Origin of the sequence: Streptomyces sp. NPDC057950, from assembly GCF_042887295.1 — a bacterium.
Classification (GTDB): domain Bacteria; phylum Actinomycetota; class Actinomycetes; order Streptomycetales; family Streptomycetaceae; genus Streptomyces; species Streptomyces kaempferi.
This window is the reverse complement of sequence record NZ_JBHVPP010000007.1, coordinates 279,290-299,098: the sequence shown is the minus strand read 5'-3', so window position 1 is coordinate 299,098 and position 19,809 is coordinate 279,290. Positions and strand designations below refer to the sequence as shown.

Sequence of the window (19,809 nt, the reverse complement as noted above, 5' to 3'; positions counted from 1 at the left end):
CCCCCGACGGCCCGGCGGGGCAACCGAATTCCCGGGCGGCGGACACTCGGCCCGACGCACGCCGCGCGGGGCCCCTCTTCGTACACTGACCGGCATGGCATGCCGCATCAGCGAGTTGGTCATCGACGTCGCCGACCCCGACCGGCTCGCCGCCTTCTGGAGCGAGGTCCTCGGCTACGTCGAACTCGGCCGTGAGGACGACGGAAGCGTCGAGATCGGGCCGCCCGACGCCGGCTTCGGCGGCCCGCAGCCCACCCTCGTCCTCAGCCCCAGCAGCGCGCCGCGGACCGGGAAGCTCCGACTGCACATCGACGTCAACGCCACCGACCGCGACCAGGACGCCGAGCTGGAGCGGCTGCTCGCGCTCGGCGCCACGCCCGTCGACGTCGGCCAGAGCGGCACCGAGAGCTGGCACGTCCTGGCCGACCCGGAGGGCAACGAATTCTGCCTCCTGCGCACCCGGCTCCGGCCCCTGTGACCACGGGCGCCCGGCCCCTGTGACCACGGGTGCCCGGCCTCTGTGACCAAGGGCGCCCGGCCTCTGTGACCAAGGGTGCCCGGATTGGCCGGCGGGCCCCGTCGACGTTCACGACCCTCCCCTTCAGCGGTGTTCAAGCCGGTCGAGCGTGGTCGTGAGCCTGACGGTGCGCGGTGCGGGTCAGCCGCGCCGCCACCAGCGCCGCTTCGGTTCGGCTGCCCGAGGCGTGGCTACGGCCTCGTGCGGAGCCGACGTGCTGTTGGGCGGGACGGCGGCCAGGGCGGCGCGGATGCGGTCGAAGGGGGCAACGGTGTGATGGTCGCCGGAGGGCAGCGTCACTCCGACGCAGACCAGCTTGAAACTGTTGTCACCGAGGGGCGCTCCGATGAACACCGGTGCGCCCACGCACCCTTGTGGCAGGTCCCCGATCCACCGGATGACGCCGTCGCCCGCGCGTGTGATCTGCCCGATCACGACGGCCTGCTCCCTAGGGGTGTCCCCGTCGGTGACGTGACCCAGCAGGTAGGCCGGGACCGGCGGCTCACCGAGGCCGGCGATGTCCTGTTCCGTGGCTGCGATGCCGTCGGTGATCTCGTCGGTCGTCCAGTGCCAGCCCTTGCGGGCGCCGTGCGCGTGCAGCCCGGTGGACGGCATGACCGCCACCCCCAGATCACCGAGATGCGTCCACCCCTCCGCGAAGTCGAGCATCATCAGCTTCTGAGCGCTCATCACGGGTGCGCAGAGTTCAGGGCGCAGGGTGAACTCCGCCAGCTCCACTCGCGCCGGTTCACCGGCGGTCACGAGGTACTGCCGGATGACCTCGCCCTCGGAGGTCTTCTCCACGAGTTCGTTGAACCAGAAGGCTGTCGCGTGCTGTTCCTCCCGGTGGGCTCGCTGGAAGGGAAGCGTCGAGCGGCCGACGTGATCGACTATCGCGTCGATGGTCGCACTGGAAGGATCGCGCAGGTCAGACATGGACCGAGAGGCTAACGGATCCGTGATCACCGGGCGAGATCCGGCGCCGTGATCACGACAGGACCCGTCCGCACACCCGAGCTGTCTCAGAGGTGGACGCTGAGCCGAGGACCCGGGTCCTCGCCTAAGGCAGAGGCTGTTCGGTCCAGACGGTCTTGCCGTCGTGGGTGTAGCGGGTGCCCCACCGCTCCGTGAGCTGCGCGACCAGGAAGAGCCCGCGTCCGCCCTCGTCCGTGCTGAGGGCCCGTCGGAGGTGCGGGGAGGTGTGGCTGGCGTCCGACACCTCACAGATCAGGCAGTGCGTACGGATGAGGCGCAGGGTGACGGGGCCGTCCGCGTAACGGTAGGTGTTGGTGACGAGCTCGCTGACGACCAGTTCGGTGGTGAAGGCCATGTCCGCGAGCCCCCATTCGGTCAGCTTCGCCGTGGTCAGCTCCCTGGCCCGGGCGGGGGCGGTCGCTTCCACCGGCAACTGCCAGGTGGCGACATCCCCGGGCGGCAGCACGCGGGTTCGGGCGATGAGCAGCGCGACGTCGTCGGTGGGGAGGCGTTCCTTCGGCAGCAGCGCCTCGACCACGGAGCGGCAGGTGTCGTCCAGGGAATCGTCGGTGTGGGTGAGACATTCGTGCAGGCGTTCCAGCGCGGCGTCGATGTCGCTGTTGCGCGCCTCCAGAAGACCGTTGGTGTAGAGCGTGAGCAGGCTGCCCTCGGGGAGGTCGAGCTCGTACGTCTCGAACGGCAGCCCGCCCAGCCCCAGCGGCGGACCGGCGGGCAGGTCGAGCACGGTCACCTCGCCGTCCGGGGTGGACACCATCGGTGCCGGGTGACCGGCGCGTGCCAGGGAGCAGCGCCGGGAGACCGGATCGTAGACCGCGTAGACGCAGGTGGCCCCGAGTATCTGTTCCACCGCGGACCCGCCGTCGGTGTTCGCCTCCAGCTCGGTGGACAGCAGACTGACCAAGTCGTCCAGCCGCGCCACCACCTCGTCCGGTTCCAGGTCGAGGCTGGCCAGGGTGCGCACGGCGGCGCGCAGGCGGCCCATGGAGGCCGCGGCGTGGATCCCGTGGCCGACCACGTCACCCACGACGAGTGCGACGCGGGCCCCTGACAGCGGGATGACGTCGAACCAGTCACCGCCGATGCCCGGTTCACCGCTCGCCGGGAGGTACCGGCAGGCCACCTCGACAGCCGGCAGGTCGGACGCGGCGCTCGGCAGCAGACTGCGCTGCAGAGTCAGCGCGGCGCTCTGCTGCTGGGTGAAGCGGCGGGCGTTGTCGATGCAGACGGCCGCACGCGAGGAAAGCTCGTGGGCCACCGCGGCATCGTCGTCCTCGAAGGGCTCCGAATGACGGACCCGCCACAGGCTCACCACGCCCAGGGCCAGGCCGCGAGCCACCAGGGGCACCACGATCAGCGAGTGGACGCCGAGACCCATGGCGATCTCGATCCGCCGCCGGTCCATGGCGTACCACTCGGGCCGGAGGGACAGCAGCCGTTCGAGAATCGGGCGACGCTCGGTGAGGCACCGCGCCTGCGGGGAGCCCGGGAGGAGCGGGACCACCTCGCCCTCCTGGTACGGGACCCGGCGTTCCGGGGGCGACAGGGCTACGCGGAGCAGGGCGCCTGTCACACCGGGGCGGGGCTCGTCACCAAGTGTCACCGGCTTGAGAAGGTCGACCGAGCAGTAGTCGGCCAGGCCGTCGGCGGCCACCTCGGCCAGCTCCCGGGCGGTCTGCGCCACGTCCAGTGAGGTTCCGATCCGGGCGCCCGCCTCGTTCATCAGGGCGAGCCTGCGCCGGGCCCGGTGGCGGTCGGTCACGTCCTCGATCGTCTCGGCCACGCCGAGAACCCGGCCCGCGGGGTCTTCCATCCGGAACGCCGAGACGGAAACGATCCGTTCCCGGCCCGGATCATGGCGTGCGCGGGCCGACTGCTCCGTGAAGATCAACGGCTCGCCGGTCTCCAGGACGTGCCGTACCCGTTCCTCGGCCGGACCCGCGTCCTCGTCGACCATGAATTCGCGAGGGCGACGGCCCACCGGCGCCTCGGCCGGGACACCGCTCGCCTTTTCGATCGCGCGGTTGACCCGGATCACCTTGGTGTCCGTGCCGTGGACCACCAGGCCGATCGGGGACCGGTGGTACAGGCCGTCGAGCAGCGCGCGGTCCCGCTGCCAGGCGATGACCTCCGCGGCGGGGGCGCCGACCAGGAACCACTCCTGAGCGTCCCCGTCCCGGGTGATCGCGCGGGCCCGGAAACCCATCTCCACCCGTTGCCCGTCGCGGTGCCGCACGGGCAGGACCCCGAACCAGCCGCCCGTCCTCATGGCCTCCACGACGACGGATCGCACGATCGGCAGGTCACGGGCGTCCACGAGGAGGTCCTGCCACGCCCGTCCGAGCACTTCCTTGGCCGGATAGCCCAGCAGGTCCCGGGCACGTGCGCTCCAGCCGACCACGGCGCCCCGATGGTCGAGCACGGCCGAGGCGCCGCGTTCGAGGGCGAACGGATCTTCGGGGCTCTCGCTGAAATGCATCGACGGCATCCCCATGGCCACCACCTTGCCTACGTGACTTCGATGTTCCTCCCAGCGGTCTCCGTTCGCGACTCTCCCGTCGACTCGGCCGGTGGTCCGGCAGGAGCGACAGGGCGACGCTCGGTGCGGGCGACGGTGCGGGCGACGGGGGGTGATCACGTTCGTTGTCCCGGGGGACGACCTGGCCGTGGCGCCACGCCGGTGACGATCGACGCCACGGCCGCCGGACCGGGCGACCGTCACGCGGCCGCGACCACACGCGCCGGTCACCCGGGCCTGAGGGGTCCGGTCAGCACGTTCAATGCCGTCGCGACGTCCAGCGGGAGGAGTTCAGCCGTCCGCCTCGGGCACGCCTGTCGGGCACGAGACACCGGTCCCGCAAGCCGTCGCGGGTGATCCCGATGGCCAGGACAGCCTCCTGACCGGCCTTCGCCGCCCACCCGCGGCGATACGTCATCCACGGAAAGGACGGCTTGATCCATGCCAAGCCGCGCTCACGAACCTCTTGCGACTGTCGGGCCATGTCGGCCACGGCGTCGGAAGCCGCTGTCCGGTCTCGTCCCCGACAGCTCTTTGAGGGAGAGAGCGCTGGCGCAATCGCTACAAGGCGTCGAACGGGGGCACGATACGGACGATGATGACGAGTGGGGCGCGCGGGGCGACGAGGAAGTAGAACCATCCGCCGGCCGCGTCCATACGACGTAGACCGCCCGGTCTTGGGCCGTTGCCGAGATCACTGATGTCGACTCCCGTACTGGCGAGCTCGACGAGCTGGTCGGCCAGGCGTTCGACTTCCGCCACGACGTAGACCGGGAGGCCGCCCGCCACGTGGTCGTGATCAGGGTCGTATTCCCAGTGCCAGTCCGGACTCACCGGGTCGAGAGACCGACGGCCGCGTGGGCTTCCTCGAGAAGCCGTCCGATCTCGGCGGCGGCCTGCCGTGCCTGCACGGCGTCGCCCGCTTCAGCGGCGTCCTCCCAGCGGCGGAAATCCGCAGCCAGGCCGGGCTGGCGTTGGATGTGGACATAGATGGCCCACTGGGTGATGAATCGCCGGAGAGGGGCCAGATCGGACCCCTGCCGGGACTGGTCGGCGGCCTGGTCCAGTTCCCGCGTGAAGGCGGGGAGCGAGGCGGGCGCGATCTGACTGACGGCCTGCCTCAGCGTGGCGACCGTCGCGGGCGGCTGGGGGATGAGGGGTTGCTCAGCGGCTGGGGTGGTCATGGATGCTCCCATGGGCGCGATTCTGTCCCACGCCTCAGCCTATCGGGCACGAGCATTTTCGCTCCGCTCGAACGAGTGAGGCAGAAGCGATTCAGCTTTCGCACGGACCGGCCCGGGGGTGAAGATCTCTGCACGGGTCCATGAGCCTATCCATCGCCCGGGACTGAACACCCCGTACAGCCGGACCAGTCGGCGCGAGCTTGCAGACCTACCGTTCTGTGGCCTCTTGGACAGGAGCGATCCCCGTCGGGCAGGACGCCCCCCGGTTCGTCCCGAACGGGTCACCGAGCTTGACCCCCGTCCCGTCGATCCCGCAGTAACCGTCTATGTTGCGGTGAAGATACTGCTGGTGGTACGCCTCCGCCGGATAGAAGGTGCGGCCCTCCGCCGGGAGGAGTTCCGTGGTGATCGTGCCGTGGCCCGAGCGGGTGAGGGCCTTCTGGTAGGCATCGCGGGAGGCTCGCGCGGCGGCTGCCTGGGCGGGGGTGTGGGTGTAGACGGCGGAGCGGTACTGCGTGCCGGAGTCGTTGCCCTGGCGGAAGCCCTGGGTCGGGTCGTGGGACTCCCAGAAGAGTTTCAGGAGCTCCTCGTACGAGACCTCGGCCGGGTCGTGGACCACGCGGACGGCCTCCGTGTGGCCGGTCAGGCCCGAGCAGACCTCCTCGTACGTGGGGTTCTCGGTGAAGCCGCCCTGGTAGCCGACGAGCGTCGTGTACACACCCTTCGGCAACTGCCAGAACTTGCGCTCGGCGCCCCAGAAACAGCCCAGGCCGAAGTCGGCGATCTCCAGGCCCTCGGGGTAGGGGCCGAGGAGGGTGGTGCCGAGGACCGTGTGCCGGCCGGGGACCGTGAAGATCGGCTCGGACCGGCCGGACAGGGCCTGCTCGGCGGTCGGGAGCTGAGGGGTGCGGCTGTACGGGAACATGCGGTCTCCACGGGTCACGGGGGCACGAGGCCGAGGGGGGTGGGGTCCGCCGCCTACAACGCGGGAGCCCCGGCCGGCATTCCGTTCCGGCCGGGGCTCCCGGCGCTCGCGTGGTGCCCCGCTCAGCGGGGGAGGGACGCGGGACTGCCCCCGTTCGCCTCGTACCCGGCCACCGCCAGCGCGCGGTACACCGCGTAGTCCGCCGCCGGGTCGGATGTGAGGGTCCAGGGGAGTGCGCCGACGTGGCCGTCGACGTGCACCAGCTGGTTCATGGCCTCCGCCCACCGCTCACCGCGGACCAGGAAGAGCACCAGGAGGTGGCGGACGTGCGCGAGCATCGGGTCGTCCGGGCGGGCCGCGTGCACCGCGAAGAGCGCGCCGTGGACCGCCTTGGTGACGACCTCGCTCTGATAGAAGCTGCGGACCAGGTTCACCTCGGGCAGGTGCTCGAAGACCGCGAAGAGCGGCATGGCCGCGAGCAGGGAGCCGTGCGGGGCGCGGGCGGCGGCGGCCTCCGCGAACGAGTACGCCACCTCACGCGAGCCGTGCCACTTCTCGCACCAGTAGTGGAGGGCCGCCAGGTGCGCGCCCATGTGGGAGGGCGCGCGGTCCAGGATCTTCAGCCACAGCTTCTCGAACTCCGCCTGGGGATAGGCGAGACCCCGGGCCACCGACAGCTCGATGATGTACGGGATCGGGTCACCGGGGGTGAGCAGCGCCGCCTCGCCGCAGGCCGACCTCGCCTCCTCCATGATGATCCGGAACTCGTCCGTGCCCGGCGTCGACGTCCGCCACGCCTGCTGCACCAGGAACTCCGCGTGCACCGCCGCGCCGCCCGCGTCCTTGGGGGTCTCGGCCCGCCACACGCGAAGCCACTGCCCGCCCGGCGTCTCACTGACCCCGCCGGGGCGCTGCTGCAGCTCCAGCGACGCGGCGCCCGCGAAGGCCTGCACCCGCTGCCAGCGCGTCTCGCCCGCGGTCTCCGTGCCGGCCAGGAGCTGCGCGGCGGCGCGGTAGTCCTGCGTGTGCTGCACCACGTCCAGGACGTCGAGGAGATCCGCGTCCGGGCCCGGCATGCGGATGTCCAGCTCCTCCTGGCGCAGGAATCCGTAGTTCGCCGGGTCCGCGGCGTCCGGGTCGCCGGGCGAGACCAGCTGAATACCGGCGCGCCGACGCCTGAGGACCGGCAGCAGGACCAGGCTGAACAGGGCCAGTGCCATCAGGACCCAGAGAATTTGCATGTCTCAAGCGAACCAGACGGGTCCGACAATTGGCCAACCCGGTCGGAAGGGGGCCCGGCCGGCTGCCCCGCGCGGGCCTCCGGGTCGGCGCGTGGCGACCGTGCGGAGGCGTGGGCCCTCACCAGTCCCGCGGGCGCACTACGCTCGGGACCCATGAGCGACAGGCACATCAGTCAGCACTTCGAGACCCTCGCGATCCACGCGGGCAACACCGCCGATCCCCTGACCGGCGCGGTCGTCCCGCCGATCTACCAGGTCTCGACCTACAAGCAGGACGGCGTCGGCGGGCTGCGCGGCGGCTACGAGTACAGCCGCAGCGCCAACCCCACCAGGACCGCCCTGGAAGAGAACCTCGCCGCCCTGGAGGGCGGTCGCCGCGGCCTCGCGTTCGCGTCCGGACTGGCGGCCGAGGACTGCCTGTTGCGTACGCTGCTGAGCCCCGGCGACCACGTGGTGATCCCCGACGACGCCTACGGCGGCACCTTCCGCCTCTTCGCGAAGGTCGTCTCGCGCTGGGGCGTGGAATGGTCCGTGGCGGACACCAGCGACGCCGACTCCGTACGGGCCGCCCTCACCCCGAAGACCAAGGCGATCTGGGTCGAGACCCCCTCCAACCCCCTCCTCGGCATCACCGACATCACCGCGGTGGCGCAGATCGCGCGCGAGGCGGGCGCCCGTCTCGTCGTCGACAACACGTTCGCCACCCCCTATCTCCAGCAGCCGCTCGCGCTCGGCGCGGACGTCGTCGTGCACTCCCTCACCAAGTACATGGGCGGACACTCGGACGTCGTCGGCGGCGCGCTGATCACCGGCGACCAGGAACTCGGCGAGGAGCTGGCTTACCACCAGAACGCGATGGGCGCGGTCGCCGGGCCCTTCGACTCCTGGCTGGTGCTGCGCGGCGCCAAGACGCTCTCGGTGCGCATGGACCGGCACAGCGAGAACGCCACGAAGGTCGCCGACATGCTCACCCGGCACGCGCGCGTGACGCGGGTGCTGTACCCGGGCCTGCCGGACCACCCCGGTCATGAGGTCGCGGCCAAGCAGATGCGGGCGTTCGGCGGCATGGTCTCCTTCCAGGTCGAGGGCGGCGAGGAGGCGGCGGTCGAGGTCTGCAACCGCGCCAAGGTGTTCACGCTCGGCGAGTCCCTGGGGGGCGTCGAATCCCTGATCGAGCACCCGGGGCGGATGACGCACGCGTCCGTGGTGGGCTCGGCCCTGGAGGTACCGGGCGACCTCGTCCGGCTCTCCGTGGGCATCGAGAACGTCGACGACCTGCTCCAGGACCTGCAGCAGGCCCTCGGTTAGGAGCCGGCCGGTCAACGGCGGGACGGCCGGATCACCGTCCGTCCCGCGCCGGTCACCAGTCCGTCAGCGGTGGGGTCGTCTGGGACGGCGGCTCCACCCAGGGCCGGGCCGTCGCAGCCCAGACGACGAAGGCCACGGTCGCCGCGAACAGCAGCAGCCACATCAGGCGCCGCGCCAGCGTCCTGCGGCGCAGCATGCGACTCCCGAGGCGCACGGCCTCCGTGTACAGATCGGGCGGCACCCTGGGCGGCGTTCGCTCCAGCAGCCGCCGTACGGCCGTCTCTCGCTCGTGCAGGGTCACGAGGGCGCCACCTCCACCACCGCCGGGGCCGGCCCGCGCGGCGGGTGGAGCAGGGTCGCCGTCGCGCGGGCGCAGACCGCTCTCACGCGTTCCGTGGGCAGCCCGAGCAGGGCCGCCGCCTGTTCCTCGGCGATACCCTCGTACAGCCTGAGGACCAGGATCAGCCGTTCCTGGGGTGTCAGCCGCGCCAGGGCCCCGCCGGGGGCGGGGCGGGTCCGCCCGAAGCCTCCGTACTGGTGCCAGGCGCCGCGTGCGAAGCGCACGGCGAGGTGCTGGCGGGCCCGGTCGTACGGGTCCTCGCCACGCAGCCGGTCCCAGGAGGCGTACGTGTGGGCCAGCGCCAGCGTCAGCAGGCGCCGCGCGCGCGGGTTGGCCTCCGGAGGTTCCGCCGTGAGCAGCGTGGCGGCATGCAGCAGCCGCCCTGCCGCGCCCGTGACGAATGCCTCGAACTCCCGGGCCCGGCGGGCGCCTTGGGACGCACGCCGTTCTCGCAACACGCCTCCCGCCCGAGGGCGACCCTGAGGGGAATGTGGCTCCGGCCACGTACGACAGCCCGCACCGTGTGCGACAGGAGCCCGGTCTCATATGAGGCCAGACGTGGCCTTCCGGTCAAGAGCCCGGCGCACATCACGCGCGCGTGCGCGGCGCGCGGTACGCGCGTGCGGGGGCGGCGCGGGCGCGGGACTCCGGGTGCCGGCGCGACTCCGGAAGGTTCGCGGAGTCCCGGGAGACCGGGACGAGGCGCGGATGCCGGGGAGCCGGGGGAGGGGACGCCCAGGGGGAGGCGGCGGGTGAGGGGAAGGCGTCAGGACGTCGGCCGGTCCGGCGACGCCACTCCCGTGGTGGCCATCCGGGCCGAGAGCGCGCCATTGAAGCGCATGAGGAGCGCGCAGAAGACCTCGCGCTCCTGCGGCTCCCAGTCGTCCGTCAGTTCGGCCATCAACTGGCGCCTGGAGGAGCGCACTTCCTCGAGGCGGGCGTGCCCGCGCGGCGACAGCTGGAGCACCACGGCGCGACCGTCCTCCGGGTGCGAGGTGCGCTTGACGAGGCCGGTGTCGACCAGCGGCGCCACCTGCCGGGTGACCGTCGAGGAGTCGATGCCCATGCTCGCGGCGAGCGCCTTGACGCCCATCGGGCCTTCCTTGTCGAGGCGGTTGAGCAGCAGGTACGCGGCGCGGTCCATGGAGTTGCGCACCTGCCCCACCCCGCCGAGCCGGGTCTGTTCGGCACGGCGCGCGAACACCGCGACCTCGTGCTGCAGCGTTTCGAGAAGACCGGTGTCACCGACGGTCGTCATGTCCATCGACATCTCTGGTGTTGTGGGCATGGCCGGGGGCTCAATTCATGCGTGGGGAGCTGGGTTGGGGGACAGGGTACGCGGCTGGGAGGCGGGTCGTACCGGCGCTGCGGAAACCAGTCTCGGAGGGTGGTCACACAAGGAGCCCCCATGCGTGAACTGCGAGACTGGTGGTCATGAGCTACAGCACGACTGACTCCTTGCCCAGGGTGACGTCGGACGACGTACGCGGTGCCCAGAAGATGCTGTCGGGCGTGGCGCGGATGACCGCGATGGAGGGCAGCAGGTACCTGTCCCAGCTGGTCGGCGCCCCCGTGCACCTCAAGTGCGAGAACCTCCAGCGCACCGGTTCGTTCAAATTGCGTGGCGCGTACGTGCGGATCGCGGGGCTCCTGCCGGAGGAGCGCGCGGCCGGTGTGGTCGCGGCGAGCGCCGGGAACCACGCGCAGGGGGTGGCCCTCGCGTCCTCGCTGCTGGGCGTGCGTTCGACGGTCTTCATGCCGACCGGGGCCCCGCTGCCGAAGGTCGCGGCCACCCGCGACTACGGCGCGGAGGTGAGGCTGCACGGTCAGGTGGTCGACGAGACGCTGGCCGCCGCCCAGGAGTACGCGGCCGCCACGGGAGCGGTGTTCATCCACCCCTTCGACCACCCCGACATCATCGCGGGCCAGGGCACGGTGGGTCTGGAGATCCTGGAGCAGTGCCCGGAGGTGCGCACCATTGTCGTCGGGATCGGTGGCGGCGGGCTGGCCGCGGGTGTCGCGGTCGCGGTGAAGTCGATCCGCCCCGACGTGCGGATCGTCGGAGTGCAGGCGGCGGGCGCCGCGGCGTACCCGCTCTCGCTGGCGGCGGGTCGGCCGGTGCCGGTCGCGAACCCGGCGACGATGGCCGACGGCATCAAGGTCGGACGGCCGGGAGACGTGCCGTTCGAGATCATCCGTGACCTCGTGGACGAGGTGCGCACCGTCTCCGAGAACAGCCTCTCCAGCGCGCTGCTGCTGTGTCTGGAGCGGGCGAAGCTGGTCGTCGAACCGGCCGGCGCGAGCCCGGTGGCGGCGCTGTTGCAGGAGCCGGACACCTTCGAGGGGCCGGTCGTGGCACTGCTGTCCGGCGGAAACGTGGACCCGCTGCTGATGCAGCGCATCCTGCGGCACGGCATGGCGGCGAGCGGCCGCTACCTGGCGGTCACGCTGCGGCTGACGGACCGTCCCGGAGCCCTCGCCACACTTCTCGGGGTGTTGTCAGTGGCGGACGCTAACGTCCTCGACGTGAGCCACGTGCGAACCGATCCCCGGCTCGGGCTCACGGAGGTGGAGGTCGAGCTGCACCTGGAGACGAAGGGTCCGGAGCACTGCGCCGAGGTCGGCCGCGCCCTGCGCGAGGCGGGCTACACGGTCATCGACTGAGGTCGAAGGCAGGTCCCGGGCCGGGTCGGACACCCTCTCGTCGTCCCCCGGAAAAAACTGTTGAGCAACGCGATACATCGCGTTACGGTGTGTCTTCCGTCCGCCCTGCGCGACGGAGCGTAGCGGGCACGGGCCTGTGCGGATGAATCGGCGGAAGCCACAAGAAACCCCAAGATCTCGCTGGATCCAACAAGAAATCAGCTGAACTCAGCGTGAAAATCCCCAAAGAGGTGGAGAACTCACATGCCAGGCGCCATCTACGCCGAGGGTCTGGTCAAGACCTTCGGTGACGTAAAGGCTCTGGACGGCGTCGACCTCGATGTACCCGAGGGCACCGTCCTGGGCCTCCTGGGGCCGAACGGCGCGGGCAAGACCACCGCCGTCCGCTGCCTGACGACCCTGCTGCGACCCGACAGCGGCAAGGTGATCGTCGCCGGTGTCGACGTGCTCAAACACCCCGACGAGGTACGGCGCAGGGTCGGCCTGTCCGGACAGTTCGCCGCGGTCGACGAGTACCTGACCGGCCGCGAGAACCTCCAGATGGTCGGCAGGCTCTACCAGATGAGGTCCAGGGCCGCGAAGGGGCGGGCCGTCGAGCTGCTCGAACAGTTCCATCTGACGGACGCGGCCGACCGCCCCGCGAAGACCTACTCGGGCGGCATGCGCCGCCGGCTCGACCTGGCCGCCGCGCTGGTCGTCTCGCCGCCCGTGATGTTCATGGACGAGCCGACGACGGGCCTCGACCCGCGCAACCGCCAGCAGCTGTGGGAGGTCATCAAGCAGCTCGTCTCCGGCGGTACGACGCTCCTGCTGACCACCCAGTACCTGGAGGAGGCCGACCACCTCGCGCACGACATCTGCGTGGTGGACCAGGGCCGTGTCATCGCGCGCGGCACCGCCGACGAGCTCAAGGCGCGGACCGGCGGCGAGCGCGTCGAGGTCGTCGTGCACGAGCGCGAGCACATGGCGACCGCCGCCGGGGTGCTGCGCGGCTTCGGCAAGGGCGAGAGCACCGTCGAGGAGCACACCCGCAAGCTCACCGTCCCCGTCACCGGTGGCGCGAAGCTCCTCGCGGAGGTCATCCGCGAGCTGGACACCCGCGGTATCGAGATCGACGACATCGGCCTGCGCCGGCCCACGCTCGACGACGTCTTCCTCTCCCTCACGGGCCATGTGGCCGAGGTGAAGGAAGAGGAGCACGACGAGGCCGCGGACGCGAAGGGCCGCAAGGCGAAGAAGGAGTCCGTGAAGTGAGTGCCGTGACAGACGCCGCCCCCGTGGCGGTCCCCAAGGGAATCCTCGGCCAGTCCGTGCGCGACTCCCTGGTCATCGCCCAGCGCAACCTGATCCGTATGTCCCGGATCCCCGAGATGCTGATCTTCGGGCTCATCCAGCCGATCATGTTCGTGGTGCTGTTCTCGTACGTGTTCGGCGGTTCCATGAACATCGGCGGCAGCACGGACCCCTCCACCTACCGCGAGTTCCTGATGGCGGGCATCTTCGCGCAGACCGTCACCTTCGCCACCGCGGGCGCCGGCGCGGGCATCGCCGACGACATGCACAAGGGCCTCATCGACCGGTTCCGCTCCCTGCCGATGGCGCGCGGCGCGGTCCTGACCGGCCGTACGCTCGCCGACCTGGTGCAGACGGCCCTCACCCTGTTCGTGCTCGCCGTCGTCGCCCTGCTGGTCGGCTGGCGCACCCACACCAACGTCGGGGAGGTGCTCGGCGCCTTCGCCCTGCTGCTCCTGACCGGGTACGCGTTCACCTGGATCGGCGCGCTCATCGGCCTCTCCGTGCGCACCCCCGAGGCGGCCACGTCCGGCGGGCTCATCTGGCTCTTCCCGATCACGTTCGTCTCGAACGCGTTCGTGGACTCCAGCAGGATGACCCCCTGGCTGCGCCATGTCGCGGACTGGAACCCGTTCAGCGCCACGGTGCAGGCATGCCGCCAGCTCTTCGGGAATCCGGGGCTGTCCCCGTCGGACGCGTGGCCCATGCAGCATCCCGTCTGGGCCTCGCTGATCTACTCGGTCCTGATCATCCTGGTCTTCCGGACGCTGGCCGTACGCAAGTACCGGTCCGCCACGGCGTGACCGAACCGGCGGACCGGGTCGGCGGGTCGGCGACCGGGGCCCTGGTGACAGGGGACCGGACATGAGGGTGCCCCCGGCGTGGGCCGGGGGCACCGTCGGAGCGAAGGTTCCGGGACCGGGGTTCGGCCGTGCCCGGTGGGGGGCTCAGCCCTGGTAGGGCACGGCCTTGAGGATCTTCACCGAGGCGGGCTTGCCGTTCGGCAGCTCGTACCGGGCGTCCTCGCCGACCTTCTTGCCGTTCACGCCGGAGCCCAGGGGGGACTGCGGCGAGTACGTCTCGATGTCGGCGCTGGCGTACTCGCGCGAGGCGAGCAGGAAGTCCAGCGTGTCGTCCTCGTCGCCGTCGAAGGCGATGGTGACGACCATGCCGGGGGCGACCACACCGTCCGCCGCGGGGGCCTCGCCCACCTTGGCGTTCTCCAGGAGCTGGGTCAGCTGGCGCACACGGAGCTCCTGCTTGCCCTGCTCCTCCTTGGCCGCGTGGTACCCGCCGTTCTCCCGCAGGTCGCCCTCCTCGCGCGCGGCCGCGATCTTGCCGGCGATCTCCGTGCGCGCGGGACCAGACAGGTACTCCAGCTCGGCCCTGAGCTGGTTGTACGCCTCCTGGGTCAGCCAGGTGACGTTCTCGCTGGTCTGGGTCACAGGTGCTCCTCGTAGGTACTGGGAATACAAAGCATCGCCCTACCCAGAAGCATGTTCTTTCACGGGTGGGCGAAACCACGAGCCTAACAATTCAGCGGCTCAAGGGGGAGGACATAAGACATCAGAATTACGTCAAGCCAGGTCAGGGCCGGTATCGCGGCTGAGCTGACCGGCGATGTCAGCCGGCGTGGCAGCCGAGGAGCTCCGCCGTGCTGCCGCGGGAGGTCGTACGGAGCGTGACGACCTTGTCGATGCGGGAGGCGTCCTGGTCGAAGCGGAAGTCCGCGCGGCCCACCTCCGCGCCGTCGGCGCTCTGCGAGCGGAGGGTGCAGTAGCCGTGGGCCTTCGCGTCCTTGTGCACCTCCAGGTGCACCTGGACCGAGTCGGCCGAGGCGTCGAAGGTGATCACCTGGGCGCTGATCTTGTTCTCGCCGACGTAGTAGTACGCGAACCAGCCGATCAGGGCGAGCAGGGCGACCCCCAGTACGCTGCCGAGGATCCGGAGTTTCCGGTCGGCCCGCTCGTCCGCGGAGCGGCCGTACCGGCCCTCGGGCAGCTGCGTGCGCGCCGTACTCATGATCGTCCTCTCGGCAGGGCCGGGACCGGGGCATGGCCGAGGTCCTGGGAGGGGCCCGGGGACCGGGCCCCGGAATTATTCGCCCCCCGATTCCGTCACTATAGAAGCCGCCCATCGCGCTGATTCACGCCGGGCGCCGACAGCCGACCCAGGCGACAGCCGACTGACCGAGGATTGAGTCTTGACTGACCAGCTGCGACTGATGGCCGTGCACGCCCACCCCGACGACGAGTCGAGCAAGGGCGCGGCCACCATGGCGAAGTACGTGTCCGAGGGGGTGGACGTGCTGGTCGTGACCTGCACGGGCGGGGAGCGCGGCTCCATCCTGAACCCGAAGCTCCAGGGCGACACGTACATCGAGGAGCACATCCACGAGGTACGCAAGAAGGAGATGGACGAGGCCCGCGAGATCCTCGGCGTCAAGCAGGAATGGCTCGGCTTCGTCGACTCGGGCCTGCCCGAGGGCGACCCGCTGCCGCCGCTGCCCGAGGGCTGTTTCGCGCTCGAGGACGTGGACAAGGCGGCCGGCGAGCTCGTCAAGCAGATCCGCACGTTCCGTCCCCAGGTGATCACCACCTACGACGAGAACGGCGGGTACCCGCACCCCGACCACATCATGACGCACAAGATCTCGATGGTGGCGTTCGAGGGCGCGGCGGACACCGAGAAGTACCCGGAGTCCGAGTACGGCCCGGCCTTCCAGCCGCGGAAGCTCTACTACAACCAGGGCTTCAACCGCCCGCGCACCGAGGCGCTGCACAACGCGCTGCTCGACCGTGGCCTGGAGTCGCCGTACGCGGACTGGCTGAAGCGCTGGAGCGAGTTCGAGCGCACCGAGCGCACGCTGACCACGCATGTCCCGTGTGCCGAGTTCTTCGAGATCCGGGACAAGGCGCTGATCGCGCACGCCACCCAGATCGACCCCGACGGCGGCTGGTTCAAGGTCCCCATGGAGATCCAGAAGGAGGTCTGGCCGACCGAGGAGTACGAGCTCGCGACGTCCCTCGTCGATACCTCCCTCCCCGAGGACGACCTCTTTGCGGGCATCCGCGACAATGCCTGACATGAGCGCAAGCCTGGCACTGACGCACCTCGTCCCCCTCGCCAAGGAGGTCGACGAGAACAAGGTCACCCCCGGCGTCCTCGGCTTCATCGTCTTCGCGGTGATGGCCCTGGCCGTGTGGGGTCTGATGAAGTCCATGAACCGCCGACTCGGCAAGGTCACCTTCGAGGAGGACGTGGCCAAGGACACCGCGGCCACCGGCAAGGGGACCGGCGGCCCGGTGGGCGGGAAGGCCACCCCCGCGAAGGGCTGAACCCCCGTCGCGAGCGGTCCGCGGGGACGGCGGCGGAGGGGCGTACTCCGGCCACGGAAGGCCGGGGTGCGCACCCGCGCGGCCGCTCCCGCGGACGAGGACGTCCGCACGCGTGGACACCGTCGCCGAGACGATGACCCGTACCCCGTACTCCCCGTGCCCCGGGCCTCTCCCCGAACGGACCGCGCGACGGACGTTCTTCCCCGCCCCCGATCGGCACCCGGCCCTAAGAGACCCGCCCGACCGACACCCCCATGACCTCCCGGGCGTGCCGGCTGGGCACCATCCGCAGACGCCAGGCCTGCCATCCCGCGTCCAGGTCGGCCCCCCGCTCCAGCAGGAGCTGGTACGCCTCGACGTAGTCGTCGAGCTTCCCGTCGCGGGAGGGGTGGCCGGAGCGCGCGAGCTGGGCCAGTTCCTCCAGGGCGACGGCGCTGCCCACCTCCAGGCCGCCCGCGGACGCGTACGGCAGCAGCGTGCACCTCAGGAACCTCGCCCAGTCCTCGCCCCGCCGGTCGCCGTAGGAGGCGAAGAGGCCGGCCGCCTCGTCGCACAGCGCGAGGGCCTGCGGCGTACGGGCGTTGCCGGCGTCGACCACCGCCAGCTCCAGGCACGTCCACGCCTCGCCGTGCGCCACGCCGATGCGGTGGAAGTCGGCCCGCGCGTCCACCAGCAGCTGGCGGGCGAAGCCCGAGTTGCGCAGCGAGCCGGTCTGGGCGGCGCGCTGGTCGCGGGTGACGCGGGCCGAGTGGTGGCGCGCGCACGCAAGCCCGTAGACGTCCCGCATCCGGGAGAACATCGAGCGGGAGCGCTCCAGTTCACGGACCGCCCGGTCCAGGTCGCCGGTTTCCTCCAGCGCCTGGCCCAGGTAGTACACCGTCCAGGCCTCCCCGCGCGCGTCCTCGTTCTCCCGGTGCCGGGACGCCGCCTGGCGCAGGCCCGTGACCGCGGTGGACGGGTCGCCGTCGACGAGGCGGGCGCGGGCCAGCTGGGTCAGCGCCCAGGCCTCGCCGCGGGCGTCGCGGGTGCGTCCGTACAGATCGAGGGCCTCGCGCAGCTCCCGCTCCGCGCGCGGTACGTCGCCCATGCGCAGGCCCAGCTGGCCGAGCTGGAAGTGGGCCCAGGCCTCGCCGTGCACGGACTCGCCCTCGCGGTGCAGGACCAGGGCCTCGGTGAGCAGGGTCAGGGCCGTGGCGATCCGGCCGCGGTCGCGTTCCACCGCGGCCAGCGCGTGCATGGTCCAGGCGCGGTCCGCCGCGAGGTCGGGGGAGACCTGCAGGTCCATGGCCTCCTGGAGTCTGGCCGCGGCCTCGGTGAGGTTGCCCTGGTGGTGCAGGGTGATACCGAGCGAGCACAGGGCGCGGGCCGCGCCCGCGTCGTGGTGCGCCTCGAAGTAGAGGTTCACCACGGACGACAGGGTGGTGTGGGCCTTGTCCAGTTCGCCGAGCTGGCGGGCCGCGATGCCGGTGCGCCACTGGACCGAGCGGACCAGCAGCCCCTGGTCGACCGCCTGCGTCAGCTCGCTGATCTCGCCCAGGCGGTAGAGGTCGCCGCGCAGCAGGCAGTAGTCGCACAGCGCGCCCAGCAGGTGCAGTACGGCCGCCTGGTCCACGCCCTCCGCGTGCCGCAGCGCCGCCGTGATGAAGCTCGACTCGTCGTCCAGCCAGCGCAGGGCCGCGTCGAGGGAGGTGAACCCGTGCGGGCCGAACTGGTCGGCCCGGGTGGACGTCTTGCCGTCCACCAGCCGGATCACGGAGTCCGCCAGCTCGGCGTAGTTCACGATCAGGCGTTCCTGCGCGGCCGTCCGCTCGGAGGGTTCCTCCTCGTCCAGCAGCCGTGCCTGGGCGAAGGCACGGACGAGGCCGTGCAGGCGGTAGCGGCTGCCGCGGACATGGTCGATCAGGCCCGCCCGCGCCAGCGCCGTCAGGTGCCGGGTGGCCTCCGGTTCGTCCGTCGCCAGCAGGGACGCGGCCGCCGCGGTGCCCAGCGAGGCCCGGCCGGCCAGCGCGAGGCGGCGCAGCAGCCGTCGTGCCGCGTCGGTCTGGTCCGTGTAACGCAGCCACAGCGCCCGCTCGACGGGCTCCACGGGACCGTACGCCCCGAGGTCGGCGGCCAGCCCGCGCGAAGTGCGGGGGCCGAGCGAGGAGCCGGCGAGTCGCAGCGCCAGCGGGAGACCGCCGCACAGCTCCCGCACCTGGTCGGAGGCTTCGGCGTCGTACGGGTCCGACGCGTCCTGGGACGCCGCGTTCAGCAGCTCCTCGGCGCCCGCCGCGTCGAGCGCCTCGACGGGGAGCTGGTGCACCCAGGCGGGGAGGTCGGCGGGCAGGTCGAGTGCCGTACGGGCGGTGACCAGGACCAGGCTCTCCGAGCGTTCCGGGACCAGGGCGCGCACCTGTTCGGCGTCGGAGGCGTCGTCGAGCACGATCGTGACCGGCAGGCCCGTCAGATGCTGGTGATACAGCTCGCCGAGGCGTCTGACCTGCTGGTCCGGTGAGGAACGCTCACGGAAGAGGAGCTGCTCCCGGGGTGCGCCGAGCCGGTTGAGGAGGTGGAGGAGGGCGTCGCGGGTGGTCAGGGGCGCCTCGTCGGTGCTGTCGCCGCGCAGGTCCACCACGCACGCGCCCCGGAACTGGTCCCGCAGGCTGTGCGCCGCCCGGATCGCGAGGGTGCTGCGGCCGGAGCCGGGCGCGCCGTGCAGCACCACCACCGTCGGTTTCGACTCCGTGCCGGCGCGTGCCGCGTGCACCCACTGGGCGACCCGCGCCAGCTCGGTCCGGCGCCCCGCGAACGGACCGGCCGGCTCGGGCAGTTGCCCGAACGACTGCTCCAGCACGCTGCGCCGGCGCGCGGCCGCGCTCTTGTCCGTGCGGCGCAGTTGCGGCGCACCCTGTTTGGCGCCCGCGGAGGCGCTGACCACCCGCTGCTGGTCGAGGAAGGGGCGGATGCCGCGGACGTCCAGGGCGGTCAGCCACTGCAGGCGCAGCTGCTCGGGACCGCCGGGCCGGCCCAGCGCTCCGGCCCGGCGGCTCGCGGCGGGCACGTGGGAGGCCGTCACCTTGAGCACGGTGGTCGCCGCGGCCACCACCGCGACCGTCGCTCCCGCGCCGAGCGCGATGCCCGCGCCGGTGCCCAGCGCCAGGTCGGCCGCGCAGGCGGCGACCGCGGCGACGGCCGCCACCAGCAGCGGAGTTCCGGCGCCCTCCCGGGCGTAGCGCTGTGCGAACGTCAGCCGGCCGGCGTCCGCCGCGTCGAGGGCGCGGGTGTAGGCCCCGTACTCCTCATCGGCGGCCCGGCCCAGGGTGTCGAGCTCGGCGCGGGCCCGTGACAGGAGCACGGTCCCGTCCGTACGTCCGCCCGAGCGCCGTACCTCTTCCTCGACGGCCCGGGCCAGCAGCCGCTCGGCCTCCGCCCGGTGGCTGTCCCGCATGTAACGTCCCCCTCCGGCGGCAACTCCTTTGCGGCCCAGTGTCGTTGGTAGGAGCCGTGAG

20 protein-coding genes are annotated in these 19,809 nt (G+C 71.6%); 7 read left to right on the top strand and 13 right to left on the bottom strand.

Annotated features, from left to right (window positions below):
• Nucleotides 1-94 precede the first annotated feature (94 nt).
• Entirely contained in the window at nt 95-478 is a 384-nt protein-coding gene (locus ACFVTC_RS15215; RefSeq protein WP_390127023.1) for a VOC family protein, read from the top strand.
• Between the two features lie 180 nt (nt 479-658).
• On the opposite strand, the gene ACFVTC_RS15210 is transcribed toward ACFVTC_RS15215, so the two are convergent.
• The 7 genes from ACFVTC_RS15210 to ACFVTC_RS15180 form a co-directional block, all read right to left on the bottom strand.
• Nucleotides 659-1,453, bottom strand: coding sequence for a hypothetical protein (locus ACFVTC_RS15210; RefSeq protein ID WP_390127022.1), 795 nt, complete (start codon nt 1,451-1,453; stop codon nt 659-661).
• A gap of 124 nt (nt 1,454-1,577) precedes the next feature.
• A complete protein-coding gene (locus tag ACFVTC_RS15205) occupies nt 1,578-4,004 on the bottom strand; it encodes a SpoIIE family protein phosphatase (protein ID WP_390127021.1) in 2,427 nt (808 codons plus the stop codon).
• 283 nt (nt 4,005-4,287) lie between these two features.
• Nucleotides 4,288-4,668 carry a DUF4291 family protein gene (locus ACFVTC_RS15200; RefSeq protein ID WP_390127020.1) on the bottom strand — a complete coding sequence of 127 codons (381 nt, stop codon included), beginning with the start codon at nt 4,666-4,668 and terminating at the stop codon, nt 4,288-4,290.
• On the bottom strand, nt 4,590-4,862 hold the full coding sequence (locus ACFVTC_RS15195) for a hypothetical protein (RefSeq protein ID WP_390127019.1): 273 nt from the start codon (nt 4,860-4,862) through the stop codon (nt 4,590-4,592). The genes ACFVTC_RS15200 and ACFVTC_RS15195 overlap by 79 nt, the downstream gene beginning before the upstream one ends.
• Nucleotides 4,859-5,212: a DUF6247 family protein gene (locus ACFVTC_RS15190; protein ID WP_390127018.1), complete on the bottom strand. Its 354-nt coding sequence runs from the start codon at nt 5,210-5,212 to the stop codon at nt 4,859-4,861. The genes ACFVTC_RS15195 and ACFVTC_RS15190 overlap by 4 nt, the downstream gene beginning before the upstream one ends.
• A gap of 208 nt (nt 5,213-5,420) precedes the next feature.
• On the bottom strand, nt 5,421-6,137 hold the full coding sequence (gene msrA, locus ACFVTC_RS15185; protein WP_390127017.1) for a peptide-methionine (S)-S-oxide reductase MsrA: 717 nt from the start codon (nt 6,135-6,137) through the stop codon (nt 5,421-5,423).
• A 122-nt stretch (nt 6,138-6,259) separates the two neighbouring features.
• The gene (locus ACFVTC_RS15180) at nt 6,260-7,378 is read right to left on the bottom strand and encodes a hypothetical protein (protein WP_390127016.1); all 1,119 of its coding nucleotides are present in this window, start codon (nt 7,376-7,378) and stop codon (nt 6,260-6,262) included.
• A 153-nt stretch (nt 7,379-7,531) separates the two neighbouring features.
• Here ACFVTC_RS15180 and ACFVTC_RS15175 point away from each other — a divergent pair, with 153 nt between their 5' ends.
• Entirely contained in the window at nt 7,532-8,686 is a 1,155-nt protein-coding gene (locus ACFVTC_RS15175) for a cystathionine gamma-synthase (RefSeq protein ID WP_390127015.1), read from the top strand.
• A gap of 52 nt (nt 8,687-8,738) precedes the next feature.
• Here the strand turns inward: ACFVTC_RS15175 and ACFVTC_RS15170 are convergent, their stop codons facing one another.
• The 3 genes from ACFVTC_RS15170 to ACFVTC_RS15160 all read right to left on the bottom strand — a co-directional run bounded on the left by ACFVTC_RS15170 (nt 8,739) and on the right by ACFVTC_RS15160 (nt 10,296).
• A complete protein-coding gene (locus ACFVTC_RS15170) occupies nt 8,739-8,987 on the bottom strand; it encodes a hypothetical protein (RefSeq protein ID WP_211118057.1) in 249 nt (82 codons plus the stop codon).
• A complete protein-coding gene (locus ACFVTC_RS15165; RefSeq protein WP_390127014.1) occupies nt 8,984-9,481 on the bottom strand; it encodes a sigma factor-like helix-turn-helix DNA-binding protein in 498 nt (165 codons plus the stop codon). Before ACFVTC_RS15165 ends, ACFVTC_RS15170 begins: the two co-directional genes overlap by 4 nt.
• 311 nt (nt 9,482-9,792) lie before the next feature.
• Nucleotides 9,793-10,296, bottom strand: coding sequence for a MarR family winged helix-turn-helix transcriptional regulator (locus ACFVTC_RS15160; RefSeq protein WP_168533999.1), 504 nt, complete (start codon nt 10,294-10,296; stop codon nt 9,793-9,795).
• A 164-nt stretch (nt 10,297-10,460) separates the two neighbouring features.
• Here ACFVTC_RS15160 and ilvA point away from each other — a divergent pair, with 164 nt between their 5' ends.
• The 3 genes from ilvA to ACFVTC_RS15145 all read left to right on the top strand — a co-directional run bounded on the left by ilvA (nt 10,461) and on the right by ACFVTC_RS15145 (nt 13,786).
• Entirely contained in the window at nt 10,461-11,690 is a 1,230-nt protein-coding gene (ilvA, locus tag ACFVTC_RS15155; protein ID WP_390127013.1) for a threonine ammonia-lyase, read from the top strand.
• 243 nt (nt 11,691-11,933) lie between these two features.
• Nucleotides 11,934-12,944 (top strand): ATP-binding cassette domain-containing protein, encoded by a 1,011-nt coding sequence (locus ACFVTC_RS15150; RefSeq protein ID WP_390127012.1) that lies wholly within the window; start codon nt 11,934-11,936, stop codon nt 12,942-12,944.
• Complete coding sequence (locus tag ACFVTC_RS15145; RefSeq protein WP_168529952.1) at nt 12,941-13,786, top strand: ABC transporter permease; 846 nt, start codon at nt 12,941-12,943, stop codon at nt 13,784-13,786. Before ACFVTC_RS15150 ends, ACFVTC_RS15145 begins: the two co-directional genes overlap by 4 nt.
• Nucleotides 13,787-13,930: 144 nt before the next feature.
• On the opposite strand, the gene greA is transcribed toward ACFVTC_RS15145, so the two are convergent.
• On the bottom strand, nt 13,931-14,428 hold the full coding sequence (gene greA / locus ACFVTC_RS15140) for a transcription elongation factor GreA (RefSeq protein WP_356277472.1): 498 nt from the start codon (nt 14,426-14,428) through the stop codon (nt 13,931-13,933).
• Nucleotides 14,429-14,606: 178 nt separating this feature from the next.
• Nucleotides 14,607-15,005 carry a DUF4307 domain-containing protein gene (locus ACFVTC_RS15135; RefSeq protein WP_168529954.1) on the bottom strand — a complete coding sequence of 133 codons (399 nt, stop codon included), beginning with the start codon at nt 15,003-15,005 and terminating at the stop codon, nt 14,607-14,609.
• A gap of 202 nt (nt 15,006-15,207) precedes the next feature.
• Here ACFVTC_RS15135 and mca point away from each other — a divergent pair, with 202 nt between their 5' ends.
• Nucleotides 15,208-16,068, top strand: coding sequence for a mycothiol conjugate amidase Mca (mca, locus tag ACFVTC_RS15130; RefSeq protein ID WP_390127064.1), 861 nt, complete (start codon nt 15,208-15,210; stop codon nt 16,066-16,068).
• Nucleotides 16,061-16,321 (top strand): hypothetical protein, encoded by a 261-nt coding sequence (locus ACFVTC_RS15125; RefSeq protein WP_390127011.1) that lies wholly within the window; start codon nt 16,061-16,063, stop codon nt 16,319-16,321. Before mca ends, ACFVTC_RS15125 begins: the two co-directional genes overlap by 8 nt.
• Nucleotides 16,322-16,547: 226 nt before the next feature.
• Here the strand turns inward: ACFVTC_RS15125 and ACFVTC_RS15120 are convergent, their stop codons facing one another.
• Nucleotides 16,548-19,748, bottom strand: a complete 3,201-nt coding sequence (locus tag ACFVTC_RS15120) for a tetratricopeptide repeat protein (protein WP_390127010.1) — start codon at nt 19,746-19,748, stop codon at nt 16,548-16,550.
• Nucleotides 19,749-19,809: the final 61 nt, after the last annotated feature.

Excerpts from the sequence above, each read along its gene's own strand:
- ACFVTC_RS15215 (WP_390127023.1), top strand. The coding sequence starts at position 95 with ATGGCATGCCGCATCAGCGAGTTGGTCATCGACGTCGCCGACCCCGAC.
- ACFVTC_RS15210 (WP_390127022.1), bottom strand. The coding sequence starts at position 1,453 with ATGTCTGACCTGCGCGATCCTTCCAGTGCGACCATCGACGCGATAGTC.
- ACFVTC_RS15205 (WP_390127021.1), bottom strand. The coding sequence starts at position 4,004 with ATGGGGATGCCGTCGATGCATTTCAGCGAGAGCCCCGAAGATCCGTTC.
- ACFVTC_RS15200 (WP_390127020.1), bottom strand. The coding sequence starts at position 4,668 with ATGGTTCTACTTCCTCGTCGCCCCGCGCGCCCCACTCGTCATCATCGT.
- ACFVTC_RS15190 (WP_390127018.1), bottom strand. The coding sequence starts at position 5,212 with ATGACCACCCCAGCCGCTGAGCAACCCCTCATCCCCCAGCCGCCCGCG.
- msrA (WP_390127017.1), bottom strand. The coding sequence starts at position 6,137 with ATGTTCCCGTACAGCCGCACCCCTCAGCTCCCGACCGCCGAGCAGGCC.
- ACFVTC_RS15180 (WP_390127016.1), bottom strand. The coding sequence starts at position 7,378 with ATGCAAATTCTCTGGGTCCTGATGGCACTGGCCCTGTTCAGCCTGGTC.
- ACFVTC_RS15175 (WP_390127015.1), top strand. The coding sequence starts at position 7,532 with ATGAGCGACAGGCACATCAGTCAGCACTTCGAGACCCTCGCGATCCAC.
- ACFVTC_RS15160 (WP_168533999.1), bottom strand. The coding sequence starts at position 10,296 with ATGTCGATGGACATGACGACCGTCGGTGACACCGGTCTTCTCGAAACG.
- ilvA (WP_390127013.1), top strand. The coding sequence starts at position 10,461 with ATGAGCTACAGCACGACTGACTCCTTGCCCAGGGTGACGTCGGACGAC.
- ACFVTC_RS15150 (WP_390127012.1), top strand. The coding sequence starts at position 11,934 with ATGCCAGGCGCCATCTACGCCGAGGGTCTGGTCAAGACCTTCGGTGAC.
- ACFVTC_RS15135 (WP_168529954.1), bottom strand. The coding sequence starts at position 15,005 with ATGAGTACGGCGCGCACGCAGCTGCCCGAGGGCCGGTACGGCCGCTCC.
- mca (WP_390127064.1), top strand. The coding sequence starts at position 15,208 with ATGGCCGTGCACGCCCACCCCGACGACGAGTCGAGCAAGGGCGCGGCC.
- ACFVTC_RS15125 (WP_390127011.1), top strand. The coding sequence starts at position 16,061 with ATGCCTGACATGAGCGCAAGCCTGGCACTGACGCACCTCGTCCCCCTC.
- ACFVTC_RS15120 (WP_390127010.1), bottom strand. The coding sequence starts at position 19,748 with ATGCGGGACAGCCACCGGGCGGAGGCCGAGCGGCTGCTGGCCCGGGCC.